The sequence below is a fragment of the uncultured Actinomyces sp. genome (genome assembly GCA_900541895.1).
Lineage (GTDB): Bacteria > Actinomycetota > Actinomycetes > Actinomycetales > Actinomycetaceae > Pauljensenia.
Genome location: UWSI01000011.1, coordinates 1 through 16,350 on the forward strand (window position 1 = coordinate 1; position 16,350 = coordinate 16,350).

Here is a 16,350-nt window from a genome sequence, read left to right on the forward strand (position 1 = left end):
ACGAGGCCGCACCCCAGGCTGATTCAACCGAGGTAGCAACCCAGCAGGCGGCTCCTGCCGAAAGCCCGGAAGCTGCGCCTGCAGAAAGTGCGCCGGCTGTTCCCGCTACCCCGACCCAGGCCTCGGCAAGTGAAGGCGAACTGCAGGGCTACGCGGAGCAGGTCCGCGCGGGCTACTCCTTCACTTCGCCTTCAATGCGACTGGGCGCTTTCCTGGATGGAGATACTTCGGTTCCCGGCGCACCTGTCGGAATCCCGCTGGGGCTCATGAACCGCCACTGCTTGGTTGCGGGCGCAACCGGTACCGGTAAGACTCGAACCCTGCAACTGATGGCCGAGCGCCTCTCAGAAGCCGGAGTCCCCGTTTTTGTCACCGATATCAAGGGTGACCTCACCGGTCTGGCTCAGGCGGGTACCTCTTCGGAGAAGCTCCTCGCACGTTGCGCAAGCATTGGCCAGAACTGGGAAGGAAAGGCGTTCCCCACGGAACTGCTCACTCTGGGTGGCCGCGGTGAAGGCGTGCCAATCCGTACAACCATCACCGAATTCGGCCCGCTTCTGCTTTCGCGCGTGCTGGGCTTGAACGACACTCAGGCCTCAGCCCTTCAGTTGATCTTCCACTGGGCCGACGGTCAGCAGCTCGCGCTGATCGACCTCAAGGACCTGCGCTCGGTCATTGACTACCTGACAAACAATGACGAAGGCAAGGAAGAACTCAAGGGAATCGGTGGTGTTTCCCCAGCAACTGCAGGCGTGATCCTGCGCGAGCTTGCTGCTCTGGAGGCCTCGGGCGGCGATGTATTCTTCGGTGAGCCCGCCTTCAATATCGCCGATCTCATGCGCGTGTCAATGGACGGTCGCGGCGTCATTTCGTCGCTGGAACTTCCCGACCTGGGCAGCCAGGGCGCTTTGTTCTCGACCTTCCTCATGTGGCTCTTGGCTGAGCTCTTCGAGACTTTGCCGGAAGTGGGCAACCCCGATAAGCCGAAGTTGGTCTTCTTCTTTGACGAGGCTCACCTGCTCTTCACCGATGCCTCGAAGCAGTTCCTCCAGGCGGTCGTGCAGACAGTGCGTCTGATTCGTTCCAAGGGCGTGGGCATTGTCTTTGTTACCCAGTCCCCCACCGATGTCCCCGACGAGGTTTTGGCTCAGCTCGGTTCACGCGTTCAGCACGCACTGCGCGCGCACACTCCAAACGATGCGGCAAACCTCAAGAAGGCAGTTTCGACCTTCCCGACCTCTCCCCTGGATCTGGCTGAGGTGCTGACTTCGCTGGGTACCGGTCAGGCTGTCGTGACGGTTCTGGATGAGAAGGGTCGCCCGACCCCGGTTGCTCCGACCATGTTGGATGCACCCGCCGCTGTCATGGGCCCGGCTGATCCAGGTGGTGTCTCTTCAATCATTAATTCCTCACCTCTCCTGTCGCGTTATCGTGACGCGGTCGATAACGAATCGGCATTCGAATTGATGCAAGCGCGTCTTGCAGATGCCGCTAAGGCCGCTGAGGAGAAGGCCGCTGAGGCACAGCGTCAGCTTGAAGAAGCGAAGGCGCAGAAGGAAGCCGAGAAGCAGGCCGCGAAGGAAGAGGCAGCGCGCCAGAAGGAACTTGAGCGCTTGCAGCGCGAGGTCGAGAAGGCCGAAGAACGCAAGCGTCGCGAGGCCGAAAAAGCTGAGGAGCGTCGTGCACGCGCCACGCAGCGCGTGATTGAGTCGACGGTCAAGTCCGTTGGAACGACTGCAGCGCGCTCGCTGACGCGTTCAATTTTGGGAACACTATTTAAGTAATATTCGACGATTCTTGAGTACTTCTGACGCTTTATCGATGTTGTGTCACAACCCTTGTCGGATATTTCACCTTATGGTGCGAAAGGGAATGCAATCGCCAAAAATGGAGTTGTCAGAAGTGATAGCAGTGGTGCGGCCCTTACGGTTCGCACGTTCAGTTAGGTTTTAGGAGAACAATATGACTCACGCACACCCCGTAGTTGCAGCAGCTTTGCAGCAGGCTCTTGTTGATCTGACCGATCTGTCGCTTCAGGGCAAGCAGGCACACTGGAACATCGAAGGCCTCGGCTTCCGTTCGCTCCACCTGCACCTGGATGAAATCATCGACCAGGTTCGCCTTGCCGCTGATGATGTTGCTGAGCGCATGTCCGCCATCGAAGTTGCACCCGATGCGCGTGCAGCGACCGTTGCAGCGACCTCACTGGTTGATCCGATGGACCCCGGCTTCCTGCCCACCGATAAGACTGCTCGCCAGTACGAAGAGCGCCTGCTGGCGACCTCCGAGCGCATCAAGGCAACCCTTGATCCCGTTGACGAGCACGATCACCTGTCCAACGATCTGCTGATCGGCATTGCAACCGGCCTGGAGAAGCAGGCCTGGATGCTGCGCGCAGCAACCAAGGATCTCAACTGATTAGTTGAGTCTGGCGTCAACTGGGGCGTCTCTTAGGAGGCGCCCCAGTTTTGTCTTTCAGTCCCAGGAACCTCTCAAGGCATAGTTCACCCCGAAAAGCACTCCGGAGGCCTTTATTCGCGCCCGAGCCTCTGGGCCAATTCCTGAGCACTCCACTGACCGGGCGCGCTCTCACGTCCGCTCACGGCAACGAAAGAGGCAACTCCCCCATCTTCAGGTTGAGTCGCACGCGTCTGGCGTCCAAACTCTCCCATCGCTAAAACGATTGAGGGAACCGACACGTACTCAGCCGCCCACCTCTGGACCAATTCAACATTGAGCGCGTCTCGCTCTGAATTTGCCAAAACCGCAAGCTTTGCGACGTCTGCACCCAAGGCCGCCATAGTTTCCAAAAGCTCTCGCATGATCTCCGATTCGGGAGTTACCTCGAAGTCATGGAAGGACATGACGACCTTTGCACCCGCGGCGTGTACCTTCTCGGTCAATGCAGGTGCCGCCGGAGCCATTTCCACATCTACCGCGTCCATCCCGCACTCAGCCAGCAGCTCAACGATCTGGGCATAAACCGGCGTTGAAACTTCAGCATTTCCGCCCTGAGCAACTGTGCGGACAGTAGCCAAAACGGGCACATCCGAAGCCCCCAAGATCTTAGCCGCAGACCTCGAAATTTCTTCACGGGCCTGGTCACTCAGTTCCTCACCTGAAAGCCCCGTAAGAACATCCAGGTAGTCCACGCGCCACTCGAACATATCGTGCGGCTCACCCGAAGCAGCCTCGATCTGTTCAAGGACTCCATGCGCATCCCCCGCCATCAGGGGAACAATGAAAACTAGCGGCTGCCCACCGCCCAGAAGCACTCGGCCTCGTGGGGAAATAGCACCCGCGGGGTCAAGCGATCCCGCGCCCACACCCGAAGGTGCTGCGCCGTAGGCCTCGCCCAAATCACTGCGTCCAATAACAGGCTCCATGACGTCCCCTCTACTCAGCAACCCTTTAGTAGCCAACTTCCGCATGATGAATCGACGCCCGCTCGGCGTCCGTCAAGTATCGGTGATCCAACCATCCGTCGGGCAGGTGCGGGGTCTTCTCTCCCCCAGCGCGCCCACGAGGCCCACGCGCGGCCTCGGGAAAATCTTGATCGAGGTCCAAGTCCGCCAGGCGAGCGCTGAGCTCATCGAGAGTGGAGACCATCCCCAACGCGTGGCGCTGAGGCCCACCCACCTTGAAACCACGCAGGTACCAGCCGATGTGTTTGCGCATTTCACGCATCGCTCGGTCTTCGTCGCCTTCTTCTTCCACACACCAGCGCGCATGGGTTTCAATGATGGAGGCAACCTCGCGAAGCGACGGTGCTGGGAAAGCCGGCCTCCCGTGGTAGGCGGCGACGATATCGCGGAAAATCCACGGACGCCCCTGAGCGCCTCGGCCAACAGAAATGCCATCGCACCCGGTTTGGCGCAGCATCTCTATCGCATCCGCGGCCTCGAAAACATCGCCGTTACCGAAGACCGGAATATCCAAGGCTTCTTTGATGCGCGCAATGTAATCCCAATGCGCTTGGCCCGCGTAGTGCTGAGTTTGGGTGCGAGCGTGTACGGTCACGGCTGCAGCACCGAGTTCTTGAGCGATCTGCGCGGCCTCGAGGCCGGTTTCGTGCCCGCTATCAATTCCCATGCGGATCTTCACCGTCACCGGAATCTCGCGGCCACATGCATCCCCGCTGGCCCGCGCCTGGGTCACAACCGCGCGCAGCAGGTCGGTGTAGAGGTCCCGTTTCCACGGAAGTGCTGCTCCCCCACCCTTTCGCGTCACCTTGGGGACGGGACAGCCGAAGTTGAGGTCAATATGGTCGGCGTATTCGCCTTCGATCATGATCTGGGTTGCGCGCGTCATGACCTGGGGGTTCACTCCGTACAGCTGCACGGAATGCACGCGTTCGGCGGAGTCAGGGCGAATCATCGCCATCGTGCGCGCATTGCCCTCGACCAGGGCTCGCGAGGTCACCATTTCCATGACGTACAGGCCCACTGGCGCATCGACGTGGGGCGTGAGTTCCGCGCCCGCTCTAGTTTCTTCCTCGTTTTCCGCGGCCGGGCGAGCGCTTTCAGTTGCGCCGGGCAGAGCAGCAGGGCTGGGAATTCCAGTCAGGGGCGAAGGCCCACCCAAGGCCTCTTCACCAAACATGCGGCACAATCGGCGGAAAGGCGCATCCGTCACTCCGGCCATTGGAGCCAAGACGACGGGAGTAAACAGCCGCAGTGGCCCAACCTGCAAACAGGCTGGGCCACTAACGTGAGATTGCGAGGTCACTCAGCAAACTCCCAAGCGCTCAATCAGGTAGGACTTGACCTGGTCGAGCGGAATACGGACCTGCTCCATCGAGTCACGCTCACGAATGGTGACGGCGTGATCCTCAACGGAATCAAAGTCGTAGGTAATGCAGAAGGGGGTGCCGATCTCGTCCTGGCGACGGTAGCGGCGGCCAACGGCACCGGCATCGTCGTACTCGATGTTCCACAGGTCGCGTAGTTCCTGAGCCAGTTCCTGTGCCGGACCAGTCAGTTCGTCCTTACGGGACAGTGGCAGGACAGCAACCTTGACGGGAGCCAGACGCGGGTCGAGCTTGAGGACAACGCGCTTGTCGACGCCGCCCTTTGCGTTGGGGGCCTCGTCCTCGTGGTAGGCCTCGATGAGGAAGGCCATGAGGGAGCGGGTCAGGCCGGCGGAAGGCTCGATGACGTAGGGGGTCCAGCGCTCACCGGTCGTCTGGTCGAAGTAGTCGAGCTTGGCACCACTGGCCTCAGCGTGAACACCGAGGTCGTAGTCGGTACGGTTGGCGATACCTTCGAGTTCGCCCCATTCGGAGTTCTGGAAACCGAAACGGTATTCCAGGTCAACGGTGCGCTTGGAGTAGTGGGAAAGCTTTTCCTTGGGGTGCTCGTACTCGCGCAGGTTTTCCTCGGCGATACCCAGGCCGACGTACCATGCCTTGCGGTAGTCGATCCAGTACTGGTGCCATTCTTCATCAGTTCCGGGCTCGCAGAAGAACTCAAGTTCCATCTGCTCGAATTCACGGGTACGGAAGATGAAGTTACCGGGCGTGATCTCGTTGCGGAAAGACTTACCAATCTGGCCGATGCCAAAGGGCGGCTTCTTACGTGCCGCGGTCATGACATTGGCGAAGTTAACGAAGATTCCCTGTGCGGTTTCGGGACGCAGGTAGTGCAGGCCGGCCTCGTCGTCAACGGGACCAAGGAAGGTCTTCAGCAGACCCGAGAATGCCTTGGGCTCAGTCCACTGGCCACGAACGCCACAGTTGGGGCAGGCGATGTCTTCCAGGGACAGGGAGGATTCTTCAACACCCTTCTTATCCGCGAGCTCTTCGATGAGCTGATCTTCGCGAGAGCGCTTGTGACAGTTCAGGCACTCAATCAGCGGGTCGGTGAAGGCCTTGACGTGCCCGGAAGCGACCCACACCTCGCGGGGCAAAATCACCGAGGAATCCAAGCCAACAACGTCCGCGCGGCGGCGAACCATGTAGTTCCACCACTGACGTTTGATGTTCTCTTTGAGTTCCACTCCCAGCGGGCCGTAGTCCCAGGCGGAGCGAGTACCGCCATAAATCTCACCGCAGGGGAAAACAAAGCCGCGACGCTTAGCAAGAGAAATAACTGAATCAAGACGAGAGGTGGATGGCTGTGCCACGAAAACTCCTTTAATAGGGCTCACCGCACCTGGCTGGCGCAGTGGTCTGTGCATATTTTAGCCGGTGAATGCTTGGGGGGCTTGGAGAGTGCCATGCGAGCCAGTAATTGCTGAAAAGTCAGCAGATTGCTTTGCAATATTCCCATGTCATAGCATCAAGGCGTGCGCATGGTGATTTCGACCTTGGCCTACACGATCCCGCGCGAAATGGTCATCGTGTGGGTCCTTGCTTTTGCTCTGCGTCTTCTTTTTATACTTTTTGTCGCATTCAGTAAGTCGCCTTTGGCTCTGAGGTCTTGGCCCTATACAAACGTCCAAAAACTAGATCCGGCAAATTTCCTGCGGTTATGCGCATGGGCATTGACTGCGTTACTTGGCGGAATGGCAATTTTTGCCCGGCAACACGGCTTGAGCACGGACATCGTTCTTGCCCTTGGCTGGCTCACAATCGCTTCAGCCCTTCTTATTCCCCTGTGTCATCTCCCTCTGAACTTTCCGACATGGCTGGATCCCAGATGGCACGACAGTGTCCGCAAAGGGCTTGTTGACGAATTAGGAAATCTTCTTCCCCGCGGCGGCACGGTTCGTACCACTACAGAACTCACGCTGGGCGATAGCCAGAAAAAAGAGTTCTCAACTCGTATTGGCCTTCCTCTAGGCTGGCAGCGCGTTGAGGAAATGCCCTCTTATCTCACGCCTACTCCTTTGGCCCCCGTTGTTCTGATCGCCCAAGGACCTATGGATTACAAGAATCTGCGGCCATCAACGCTGACAATCTGCGCAACTCCGGCAAGCAGTGAGCAACGTCTACCGCTGGGCACTTTGAGCGAGGCAATTTCCAGACAGATTCCGGGGTGGTTTACGCTCGACGAGATCACGCAGAGCAAGCCGAAAGCGTCCCTCATGTGTACGGGAACATACACTGATGAAGGCGTTTCCTTGACAGCTATTCAATGGTCATGGGTTGAAAAACTTGACTCGTCGACATTCGTCAGGATCACCGCCACAGCAACAACAACAACGCGCATGTTTCCCGAGCATTTCAAGGATATGGGAACGATGGTGACGAAGATGAGCGTGGCACCATGAGCACGTATTTCTCCGCTCCCCTCACCCTACCGACAGCCTCGGTTCCCGCGTTCATTGCCCTCGCGGGCCCCGAAGAATCTGCGCGGGAAGGTATTTCGGGGGAAGCCCAGATGGGCCTCGACACTATTTACGAGGCCGATGGTGCTTTGGGCGGGCAAGCGCAGATGCTCCTTGCACCGATCCGTGAGGACAGTACTCCCCTCACGCAATTTGCGGTGTCACCGCGTTACCCCTCTTCCGGGGTTCGCAGGCAGTGCGCCTTCATCGCTCCGGGACAATCGACCATTCTCAGTAGTTTAAAAGAACCTGAAACAACCCAGGTTTATCGTGCGGAAACGCACGATGTACCGCAGATCGTCGCAGAGTTTTCAACCTTTCCTTCCCTCAAGAATCGGTTCGATGGTCCCAAACGTATGCCCATCGAGTTCATTGATGCGGCAAATTCCGGTGATGCCGTAGCCGCGCACGACATCCTTCTTGAAGAGTTGGAGAAATCGAAGAAGCGGTCATCTTTTACTCGTTTCGTTAGGGAAAAGAACTGGGAATACGCCGTGTGGACAAGCTGGATGCGAACCCCTCAGGGCTATCATGTGCACCGCAGTTACACTGTTCTCTCTGTTCCTTGGGCGGCATACGTGGTGAATGCACGCACCCTTCCCGAAAGCTATCTGACACAGCCCTCCAATGCGCACGATCTTGCTCAGCCTTCGGGTCCGGTAGGAGACTTGGAGAAGTGCACGCGAACAGAGCTGTGGAGCCAACTGGCACGCTTCTTCGCTGTGTAGCCAATATCTTTCTCAGCCGAAGAGCTCTTCTCAGTTCCTCACTGTATCGATGTGAACTGGCAATGGCACAAACGCCGCTAAATCCTCGACAAGAATAGAAAAACACACTCTAACGCCATTCCTTGAAAACATCTGATCAACATACTTAGGCTTTACGGGGAGCTCTATGCTGAAGTCCTTGCCCAATGGACATACCGCGCGTACCCTCTGTTGTATACGCAGCGACGCGTCATGACCACAGCGAATGCGGGGTACGCAATGTTACCTGAGACAGCAATATCCAGTATCCCTCATTGTGTTTATGCCCCCGTCTCCGGACGCACCTGGAGTTTCTCCTGGAGCTTCCCAATAGATGTCGAGGGATTGTTCGCTGCTGACAGCCAGTTTCCTGTACTCATTACCTCAGTAAGGAATGCCGCTCAGTACGCTCATGATGCTCGACGCGCTATCGAACAACAGATCGCATCATGTATCCCTGACGCCAGTAATGATCTAAAACGCCTTGAGGATTGCGCTTTAGATACTGTTAAACTTCTCGAATCACTTCGAGAAATCGTGTCCACTTACGCACACGCATCCTATAAGAATCGCGAGAAATTGCGGGCAATTCGCGCCAATGCGAAAAACGCTGGGCTAACCGTACGCGAATGCGGAGAAAGCGCAACAATCATCCTCGAAGACATTAATATTGAAAAGCTTAAAGCGACATTCGATGAGTTAGATTGGCAAAAGCATTGGATACAGGAAGACTTAGATAGCGCCGACTACGAGTTCTATATGGACCTTAACCGCCTCAATACATCGGTACTTGAGCAGTCCCTTTCAGGCTTGGCAAAATTCTTTCTTGCTAAATTCTTTCCTCCCAATGGCAGACACGCACTTTATAAGCTGCCTTCATATTTAAACGGATGTGCACAAAATCTAACGAAGATCGCGCATGGTACTTATCTAGTTCACATGAATGCCACATTCCAGCCCAGTTCTGGCAGTGAAGGCGTTATGGAAGTCAAGCAGTTTTTTGATCAAGGTAAACTTGAAAACTGGCAGCCCAAACGTGGCGCACACGCGCCTGACATACATATCCCGAAGCACAAAACTCCCATAGGGACTGCCTCGGGAAAGACATCCGAAATTTCGGTCCCTATTAAATCACCACACACCCCACAAGAATTCTCACTCTTAGAAAAAGGAGGAAAAATCGCGGGGCGTGGTTTTGCCATCATCGGAGGAGGCCTAAGCGCATACGAATCTTACCAATCAGACAGTTACCATCATCCTGAAATGGGAACAGGCGAAAAAATCGCACGAGCCGGTATTAAAGGCAGCGTTTCTGGATTAAGTGCATATGGAGGGGCCATAGGCGGTGCCAAAATAGGGGCCGCAATAGGAGCATTCGGAGGAGTTCCTGGAATCATTATCGGGGGATTTATCGGTGGAATAGTCGGAGGCTATTTTGCAGAGAGAACAGGAACTTTCTTAACAAATATGGGAACTGATGGGGCCGACTATGCAATCGAGCATTTCTTTGGATAAATCATGTTCGTAGTCCTTATTCCGCTCACCGTTGTGAGTATCGGCTTGTTCATGTGGTGGATTGAAACCTATACCGACTCACCGCTTGCAGTTTTCTGGCGTGCCACTTCATCAGCCAGCCATTCAACTCGTGGTTTCTCGGTACGAATTCCTCTGTTCTGCTTAGGTGGCCTCATAGTATGCACGTCTGTTTTGGCAGAGCTCTCTGGCGTACCGCAGTGGACCTACAAGTCTCTAAGGCTATTTGGCTACTTCTTGTTCGCCGTTGCAGCAGCCTATTTCCTTCCCCTCCCAGTTCCTCACTGCATTGATGCGAACTGGCAATGGCACAAACGCCGCGGACTCATCGACGAGAACGGAAATATTATCCCCACTGGCTCCGCCATCGCTGAAACCTCGATACTCCAGATTGAAAACACCGCCATGACACTCACTGCAACTTGTACACCTCCTAGCAGGTGGCACTCGCTTGCCACGTCTGCAATTCAGAAACCCACGCGAGAAACACTCCTCCTCGCACTCACCGGTCCGGATGATCCCAACGCACGTTTTTCCTCTACGATCACCCTTACCGTGTCACCCATCAACACTATCCCTCAAATAGGCGATCTCACCGAGGCTTTACGTACCACAATCCCCGGGTGGATCACCCTCGAAGAGATTCCTAGTCCCCGACCGCCAGGAGCCATCATGTGCACCGGAATATACATTGATGAGGGGACATCTTTTACGAGTATCCAGTTCCAATGGGCGACACCCACTACACCGGCGCCTCTCCGCTTTACAGCAACGCTAACCACAACGACACATCTATTCCCAGCATGTGCCTCTGACATCTTCACTGTGATCAATACTCTGAAAATTACGCAATGAACACTCAAGATCGACCAGTCATCGAAGTACCAACGTCTCTCGCTCAGACTCTAATCGAAGCGACAATGCGCCGACATGCAACAGAGCTAACTTTGCAGGAATTTCGGGAGGTGGGTGCTGATCTCTTCGAGCTTTTTGATTCCAGCGGAATACTTAGCGAGGAGGCTCAATTGCTGGTTGCACCTATCAGCGAATCTCAGACGCCGCTAACTCTGTACTCTCTCTCGCCAACATACAAGCCATCGTATAAACGCCGCCTTTGCGCATTTATTGGGCAAAAACAGACAACGGTATTTCGAAGTACCACTGACCCCACGCAAACGACGATTTATCTCGTTGATACCGAAGAAGTCCCCCACATCGTGGCAGCAAACTCACCAATCTTCACACGGCGAAACCTCAATGACGGTCCCGCTTCTATTCCATCGGCATTTATTGATGCGGCAAACCATGCCGATCTGGAAACTGCGAGAAATATTCTGCTCACTGGACTGGAGTTCCCCCAGTCAAGCCCCGCCTTTTTACACGATATTCAGAAAAACCGGTGGGAGTACACAATCTGGACAAGCTGGCGACGTACTTCCTCAGGTTTTCATGCACACACTACGAACGCCGCACTATCAATGCCATCGGGAACCTACATGATCAATACTGTTGAATTACCAGACAACTTTCTCAGGCATACTCCCAGCATGCTTGAAAAGATGCGAAAGCCACATACCACAACCGAATTGACCTGCTACAACCAAACAATGCTCTGGATGCAGCTTGCATCCCAAGTTGCACCCTAAGAATCTTCACAACATAAAGGCATCAAAGGAGATTGCCATGACCTCATCAGATCGGATTGAGTGGAGCCCCGAACAAGTCTCGCGTGCCGCACGAGACTGCGACCAGGCAGGAGAGCTTCTCGCTTCTAACAAAGACCTAGAGATCAATGGCGGCGGATCCTACCAAGATCTACTTTCACACAAGACCGAAGCTATCAACGAGCTCCTCTCACAAATGACTTTTATTGCTGCTGGGATCACAGAAGCAATTAAAGAAGTGAATACAGGTTTCATCCGCGCAGAAGAAGATAACCTCTCCATGATCAGAACCAACCAGAGTAGAGTGACGCGAGAGAAATGAGTGTGGGGAGCAGCTGTAGCTGCTCCCCACACTCATTTGGCCGATGTGCCTTTCAGCCGACGCGCCGGATGTGCCCAGAGGCGGTCAGCGACCAGCCAGCGGCCACGACCATCAGAGAGATAAGGCCCAGCAGGTAAGCGGCCGTGGGCATCGGGGGCAGGTAGCCAGACTTGTGGACAAGGCCGAGGACCAGCCACATGACCGGCACACCAATGCCACAGATACCCAGCGGAATCGCACCCATGAGCACAAAGACTCGCTTCCAGGTCACCCCGATGCAGCGGGAAAGTCCACCAATGAAGCGCCCGGCTCCGTCGCACGCCACCCATGCGAGAAGAACGAAGATCCACGAGTCGACGCCGAGCGGGAAGGACTGCTGTCCCATGATGAAGAGCAAGGGATGGATGGCGATAAGAAGCCACCAGATAAGAGACCCCAGGACAATGATGACAACGGAGTGCACGTAACTCGCCACGGTGAGTGCGGTACGTGATCCACCGCTGAGAGCAGAGGCTCGCAAGTCGACGGTGGCGCTGACGATCCCACAGATAAAGAGGAAAGTACCCGTGACAAAAGCGGAGTTTGTGGCGGTCTGTTCAATGTTCTTGGTGACATCGGAGACTGATAGGTAGACGATGCCGTTGATCACGAAGTTGACCAGGAACTGGCAGCTCACTACCAGCAGGTAGAGCACCACAGTGAATCTCGAGTTGACAAGGCCAATGCGCAGGGGGGAGGGGGTGGATTTGATGAGGTCGGGGGTGGCAGTGCTCATTGGTCGTTCTCCTGGATGAGGTAGGCGAAGGCGTCCTGGAAAGAACAGGGCGAAGAGGTCAAGGAGTGGGATGCAATCTCATGGTCAGCGACACCACGGCCACGCAGATCCACGATGACTTCTCGTGCGGACCCAAGCGCACGAGAAGTGATGACGGCGATATCGGAATGATCGGCCAGGAAGCGTTCCACATCGGCGGCGTTACCGGTAATCGCACGGATACGCGAAGTAAACTCGTCAACGCTCTCATGGGCAAGCAGACGCCCATTTTTGAGGGCGACGACATCTTCGGCAACGTTTTCGAGTTCGGAGACCATATGTGAGGACACAACGAAGGCGCGCCGCGGGCGACGTCCCTCCATGCTGTCGGAGGCCAGGGTGAGCAGTTCCTCGTAGAACGCGTATCGGGTGGGAACATCCATGGGAGCCTGAATCTCATCAAGGACGGTAATGGGCGCACCCGATGCCAGTGCCACAGCGCCGGCCAGGATGGCAGCCTGCCCCGAGGACATCTTGCGCAGCTTCTTGCGTCCCTTCAGCTGGAAGGAGAAACGCTGAACGTAGTGGTCGAAGAGTTTCTGATCCCAGGTCGGACGGAGCGCGGCGTAGGCAACCAAGGCCGAAGCCGATGAATTATCAAAGTCCCTGTCGGAAGAGACCACGATTGAGTAACCGAGTAGGTCGTTAGAGCTCACCTCCGTTCCACACAGGGACACATTTCCTGACGACGGCGGAAGCAGGCCACCAAGGATCTGCATGAGCGTCGTCTTGCCCGAGCCGTTGGGGCCGACGAGGGCGGTGACGGTGGCGTCTCCGAGGGTGAGGGAGACATCGCGCAGCGCCGCCTCATTCTCTCCTGGATACGTGTGACTGATTGAGTTGAGGGTGATCATGAGTTGTCCTTGGCGGTCGTGTCGGCGCTGTAGGCGCGGACGTGGTCGATGATGGCGTCAATATCGAGGCCCAGGGCGAGGCCCGCTTCGACGGCGGGGTTCAGGGTCTCCTCCACGTAGGACGCGAGCCCGTCGGCTACGAGCGCGTGCTGTGCGCCTTCGGCGACGAACATGCCGATACCGCGCCGCTTTTCAACGAGCCCCTCGTCGACGAGGATCGCAAAGGCCTTGCCGACGGTAGCGGGATTGATGCGGTAGGTGGCGGAGTACTCCGTGGTGGAGGTGAGCTGGTCCCCGGCGCGCAGAGCGCCGCGCAGGATCTGCGCGCGAATGTCGTCGGCGATCTGGACGTAGATCGGGATCCCCGAGACGAACGTGGGTGCCATGGGCAACCTCCCCGGTTCAATGGTTCATTACATGACTAATGAACCATATAACCAACCAACCTGTCAAGTCCCCGATCAAAATCTCTTGCGAAGCACCGCCCACTTCCCCACTTTCGCGCATAAAAAGAACCCCGGCCTCGTCCCCACAATGAGGAACGAGGCCGGGGCCAGGTCAGCGAAAAGCGGGCGCTCAGCCCTTCACCGCACCGGAGGTCAGACCGGAAACGATGTACTTCTGCAGGTACTGGAAGAGCAAGATCACCGGAATTGCAGCGATGATCGAACCAGCCGCGAAAACACCCCACGGGGCATTCAGTTCACTCGACCCCCAGTTGTACATACCAACCGCCAGCGTGTACTGATCGGGAGTTTGCATAACAACCGTGGCAATGACGAAGTCGCCGAAGCTGGAAATGAAGCTCAGCAAACCAACAACAGCCAAAACCGGCAGAACCAGCGGCATGATGATGGTCCAGAAAGTCTGGGCATGCGATGCGCCATCAATCTCTGCGGCCTCGTCAAGTTCACGAGGAACGGAGTTGAAGAAACCGAAGAGCAGGAAGGTGTTCGAACCCAATGCGCCACCGAGGTAGACGCAGATCAGGCCGAGCTTCGAGTTCAAGCCCAGAACCGGGAAGATATCCTTAATTCCCAGCAAGAGCAGGAACAGCGCCACGAAAGCTAGCATCTGCGGGAACATCTGAACCAGAAGCAGGAAGGCCAGGGTTCCACGACGGCCTCGGAAACGGAAACGGCTGAAGGCGTAGGCTGCGGCTGCGCCCATGAGAACCGTTCCAATTGCCGTAACGCTTGAAACCACCAGTGAATTAAAAATCCACTTCCAGTACATGCTGTACTGGTCACTCCCCAACGCCTTGAAGTGATCGAGGGTTAGTCCATCAGAGAAGCTAATATTAGAGGTCAGCGTCGCGTTCGGAATGAAGGACACCGAAAGCACATAGAGCAGCGGGATAAGGCAGTAAATAATCACCGCAATACCCACGATGTGCTTCCAGCCGACTTCCATAAACCAACGTAAGCCGTGGAGCGTTGTCAACTGCGTCTTTTCTTTTCTTTGTGCAGCCATCACAGTTCCTCCAATGCCTTCGTCTGACGGAATCCAAGCCAGGCAATCACGCCAACCACCACGAAGATGAAGATCGACATCGCCGAGGCCAAACCATAGTTGTGCTGGTTACCAGCGAAGGCAATCTTATAGACCATCGAGATCAAGATGTCGGTCTGCCCCAAACCATGGGGCGCACCATCGAAGTCCGGGCCACCCTTCGTCAGCATGTAAATCAAGGAGAAGTTGTTGAAGTTAAATGCGAAAGAGGCAATCAGCAGCGGGGTCGTGGACTGCAAAACCAGCGGCAACTTAATTGACCACACGGTACGCAATCCAGATGCACCGTCCATCTTCGCGGCTTCTTCAACGTCTCCCGGAAGAGACTGAAGCGCGCCCAAGCAGACGAGGAACATATAGGGGAATCCCAGCCAGAGATTCACACCGAGGATCGCGACCTTTGCCAAAAGTCCATTGGTCAGCCAATGGATCTCCGCCCCACCGAGCAAGACCTTGTTAATGAAGCCAAATTCCTCATTGAGCATGCCCTTCCATACCAGGGTTGCCAAGAAGGCTGGGAATGCGTAGGGAAGGATCATCAAGGACTGGTAGATCTTTCGACCTCGGATGCGCTGATCCGAGAAGATCAGCGCAAGGACCAATCCAAAAGCGAAAGTCGTCAGCACCGAGCCAATAGCAAAAACGAAGGACCAAACAAGCGCATTCAGGAAGGGCTTGACAATTCCGGAACCCGAAAACATCTGCGAGTAGTTGGAAGCGCCAACAAAGACTCGCCAGCCGGTGGGCAGCTGGTTTCCCTGACTATCTTCAAAGACGCCCTTTTGATTATTCGCTTTGTAAACGACGCCAGTCTCAGCGTTCGTCAAAGTATCGGCGGCTTCGTCATAGGTCAAGGTGGACTTGGCGAGGTAGCCAGAAGTTCCATCTGTTGTCAGATAGAAGCCATCATTCGGGTTAGAGCTTACGGGGACCGTCAGTTGAGAAACTTCCGCCTGGCGGCTGGCAAGAGCAGCTAGGTCGAGGACTTTATAGCCCGAAACCTCGGTAATCCCCATTGCAGTGACCGTACCCTGGACACTCTTGAGGGGCTTGCTTACCGTACCAAGCTTCAGTTCGCCGGTCGCGGGGTCTGCGACAACGAGGCCCAGTTCGCTCCCATCTTCAACGACAGCGGTCTGAACGGTGGGAGATCCTTCAACACGCTGACGGCTCGACGAAAGAGCAACTTCAATCGCGTCTGCCTTTGTCGAGTTGTGGCCATCTCCGTAGTTAGTCAGAGAAACATACCCGGTGTAGCCCATGACAAAGAGCTGATAGATCAAAAGGAAGATCATACCGGGAAGAAGATATTTGGCAGGAAGTGCCCTCTTCGAGAAATACACCCAGTTAACGATGATGAGCAGGACCGCCATCACACCGATGATGATCCGAGAATTGACGGCCCATGCCGCCATGATTCCATAGATGCCCAGCGCGTCAATGAGCATCATAATGATGAGTTTTGCAATAAAACCGGGTCGCATGACGTCACGCGCATGCGAGGTTCGGTCCTTCTGAACGGCACTCGAGGAAGAAGCTGCAGGCATTGTGGTCCTTCGTTACCTTGAACAGCGATTAAGGGACCATGAGCACAAAATGCTCAGGGATGGGTTTTGCGGGCACCCGGTTTGGGCGC

Annotated in this window: 16 protein-coding genes; 8 read left to right on the forward strand and 8 right to left on the reverse strand. The window is 55.8% G+C overall.

The genetic code is table 11. The annotated features are described in order from the left end of the window. Positions 1 to 1,784: helicase HerA-like domain-containing protein (locus QZR18_RS04230; protein ID WP_295910431.1), on the forward strand; the 1,784-nt coding region annotated here is incomplete at its 5' end. Between the two features lie 178 nt (positions 1,785 to 1,962). After that, a complete protein-coding gene (locus tag QZR18_RS04235) occupies positions 1,963 to 2,418 on the forward strand; it encodes a Dps family protein (protein ID WP_178705681.1) in 456 nt (151 codons plus the stop codon). 113 nt (positions 2,419 to 2,531) lie between these two features. Here the strand turns inward: QZR18_RS04235 and aroD are convergent, their stop codons facing one another. The 3 genes from aroD to QZR18_RS04250 all read right to left on the reverse strand — a co-directional run bounded on the left by aroD (position 2,532) and on the right by QZR18_RS04250 (position 6,123). After that, positions 2,532 to 3,386 carry a type I 3-dehydroquinate dehydratase gene (gene aroD / locus QZR18_RS04240; RefSeq protein WP_178705678.1) on the reverse strand — a complete coding sequence of 285 codons (855 nt, stop codon included), beginning with the start codon at positions 3,384 to 3,386 and terminating at the stop codon, positions 2,532 to 2,534. A gap of 25 nt (positions 3,387 to 3,411) precedes the next feature. Further along, a complete protein-coding gene (gene dusB / locus QZR18_RS04245) occupies positions 3,412 to 4,644 on the reverse strand; it encodes a tRNA dihydrouridine synthase DusB (RefSeq protein WP_178705725.1) in 1,233 nt (410 codons plus the stop codon). Positions 4,645 to 4,728: 84 nt separating this feature from the next. Then, entirely contained in the window at positions 4,729 to 6,123 is a 1,395-nt protein-coding gene (locus QZR18_RS04250; RefSeq protein ID WP_178705675.1) for a glycine--tRNA ligase, read from the reverse strand. Between the two features lie 168 nt (positions 6,124 to 6,291). On the opposite strand from QZR18_RS04250, the gene QZR18_RS04255 reads away from it, so the two are divergent. The 6 genes from QZR18_RS04255 (at position 6,292) to QZR18_RS04280 (ending at position 11,534) form a co-directional block, all read left to right on the forward strand. Next, positions 6,292 to 7,212, forward strand: a complete 921-nt coding sequence (locus QZR18_RS04255) for a hypothetical protein (protein ID WP_295910457.1) — start codon at positions 6,292 to 6,294, stop codon at positions 7,210 to 7,212. Next, the gene (locus tag QZR18_RS04260; protein WP_178705669.1) at positions 7,209 to 7,997 is read left to right on the forward strand and encodes a hypothetical protein; all 789 of its coding nucleotides are present in this window, start codon (positions 7,209 to 7,211) and stop codon (positions 7,995 to 7,997) included. The genes QZR18_RS04255 and QZR18_RS04260 overlap by 4 nt, the downstream gene beginning before the upstream one ends. Positions 7,998 to 8,228: 231 nt before the next feature. Further along, positions 8,229 to 9,530, forward strand: coding sequence for a hypothetical protein (locus tag QZR18_RS04265; protein WP_178705667.1), 1,302 nt, complete (start codon positions 8,229 to 8,231; stop codon positions 9,528 to 9,530). A 3-nt stretch (positions 9,531 to 9,533) separates the two neighbouring features. Further along, a complete protein-coding gene (locus tag QZR18_RS04270) occupies positions 9,534 to 10,403 on the forward strand; it encodes a hypothetical protein (protein ID WP_178705664.1) in 870 nt (289 codons plus the stop codon). Next, a complete protein-coding gene (locus tag QZR18_RS04275; protein ID WP_178705661.1) occupies positions 10,400 to 11,194 on the forward strand; it encodes a hypothetical protein in 795 nt (264 codons plus the stop codon). The genes QZR18_RS04270 and QZR18_RS04275 overlap by 4 nt, the downstream gene beginning before the upstream one ends. 37 nt (positions 11,195 to 11,231) lie before the next feature. Then, the gene (locus QZR18_RS04280; RefSeq protein WP_178705658.1) at positions 11,232 to 11,534 is read left to right on the forward strand and encodes a hypothetical protein; all 303 of its coding nucleotides are present in this window, start codon (positions 11,232 to 11,234) and stop codon (positions 11,532 to 11,534) included. 52 nt (positions 11,535 to 11,586) lie between these two features. Here QZR18_RS04280 and QZR18_RS04285 read toward each other — a convergent pair whose 3' ends face one another. From QZR18_RS04285 to QZR18_RS04305, 5 genes are all read right to left on the reverse strand, one after another. Beyond that, positions 11,587 to 12,309, reverse strand: coding sequence for a hypothetical protein (locus QZR18_RS04285; protein WP_178705655.1), 723 nt, complete (start codon positions 12,307 to 12,309; stop codon positions 11,587 to 11,589). Next, positions 12,306 to 13,202: an ABC transporter ATP-binding protein gene (locus QZR18_RS04290; RefSeq protein ID WP_178705652.1), complete on the reverse strand. Its 897-nt coding sequence runs from the start codon at positions 13,200 to 13,202 to the stop codon at positions 12,306 to 12,308. Before QZR18_RS04290 ends, QZR18_RS04285 begins: the two co-directional genes overlap by 4 nt. After that, a complete protein-coding gene (locus QZR18_RS04295) occupies positions 13,199 to 13,588 on the reverse strand; it encodes a GntR family transcriptional regulator (RefSeq protein ID WP_178705649.1) in 390 nt (129 codons plus the stop codon). Before QZR18_RS04295 ends, QZR18_RS04290 begins: the two co-directional genes overlap by 4 nt. 190 nt (positions 13,589 to 13,778) lie before the next feature. Then, positions 13,779 to 14,675, reverse strand: coding sequence for a sugar ABC transporter permease (locus tag QZR18_RS04300; RefSeq protein ID WP_178705646.1), 897 nt, complete (start codon positions 14,673 to 14,675; stop codon positions 13,779 to 13,781). Beyond that, positions 14,675 to 16,261 carry an ABC transporter permease subunit gene (locus tag QZR18_RS04305; protein WP_178705643.1) on the reverse strand — a complete coding sequence of 529 codons (1,587 nt, stop codon included), beginning with the start codon at positions 16,259 to 16,261 and terminating at the stop codon, positions 14,675 to 14,677. Before QZR18_RS04305 ends, QZR18_RS04300 begins: the two co-directional genes overlap by 1 nt. Positions 16,262 to 16,350: the final 89 nt, after the last annotated feature.

What these genes read in the sequence shown, in the direction of transcription:
- QZR18_RS04285 (WP_178705655.1), bottom strand. Translation starts at nt 12,309, where the DNA reads ATGAGCACTGCCACCCCCGACCTCATCAAATCCACCCCCTCCCCCCTG.
- QZR18_RS04235 (WP_178705681.1), top strand. Translation starts at nt 1,963, where the DNA reads ATGACTCACGCACACCCCGTAGTTGCAGCAGCTTTGCAGCAGGCTCTT.
- QZR18_RS04265 (WP_178705667.1), top strand. Translation starts at nt 8,229, where the DNA reads ATGACCACAGCGAATGCGGGGTACGCAATGTTACCTGAGACAGCAATA.
- QZR18_RS04270 (WP_178705664.1), top strand. Translation starts at nt 9,534, where the DNA reads ATGTTCGTAGTCCTTATTCCGCTCACCGTTGTGAGTATCGGCTTGTTC.
- aroD (WP_178705678.1), bottom strand. Translation starts at nt 3,386, where the DNA reads ATGGAGCCTGTTATTGGACGCAGTGATTTGGGCGAGGCCTACGGCGCA.
- QZR18_RS04290 (WP_178705652.1), bottom strand. Translation starts at nt 13,202, where the DNA reads ATGATCACCCTCAACTCAATCAGTCACACGTATCCAGGAGAGAATGAG.
- QZR18_RS04280 (WP_178705658.1), top strand. Translation starts at nt 11,232, where the DNA reads ATGACCTCATCAGATCGGATTGAGTGGAGCCCCGAACAAGTCTCGCGT.
- QZR18_RS04305 (WP_178705643.1), bottom strand. Translation starts at nt 16,261, where the DNA reads ATGCCTGCAGCTTCTTCCTCGAGTGCCGTTCAGAAGGACCGAACCTCG.
- QZR18_RS04295 (WP_178705649.1), bottom strand. Translation starts at nt 13,588, where the DNA reads ATGGCACCCACGTTCGTCTCGGGGATCCCGATCTACGTCCAGATCGCC.
- QZR18_RS04300 (WP_178705646.1), bottom strand. Translation starts at nt 14,675, where the DNA reads ATGGCTGCACAAAGAAAAGAAAAGACGCAGTTGACAACGCTCCACGGC.
- QZR18_RS04275 (WP_178705661.1), top strand. Translation starts at nt 10,400, where the DNA reads ATGAACACTCAAGATCGACCAGTCATCGAAGTACCAACGTCTCTCGCT.
- QZR18_RS04255 (WP_295910457.1), top strand. Translation starts at nt 6,292, where the DNA reads ATGGTGATTTCGACCTTGGCCTACACGATCCCGCGCGAAATGGTCATC.
- dusB (WP_178705725.1), bottom strand. Translation starts at nt 4,644, where the DNA reads ATGGCCGGAGTGACGGATGCGCCTTTCCGCCGATTGTGCCGCATGTTT.
- QZR18_RS04260 (WP_178705669.1), top strand. Translation starts at nt 7,209, where the DNA reads ATGAGCACGTATTTCTCCGCTCCCCTCACCCTACCGACAGCCTCGGTT.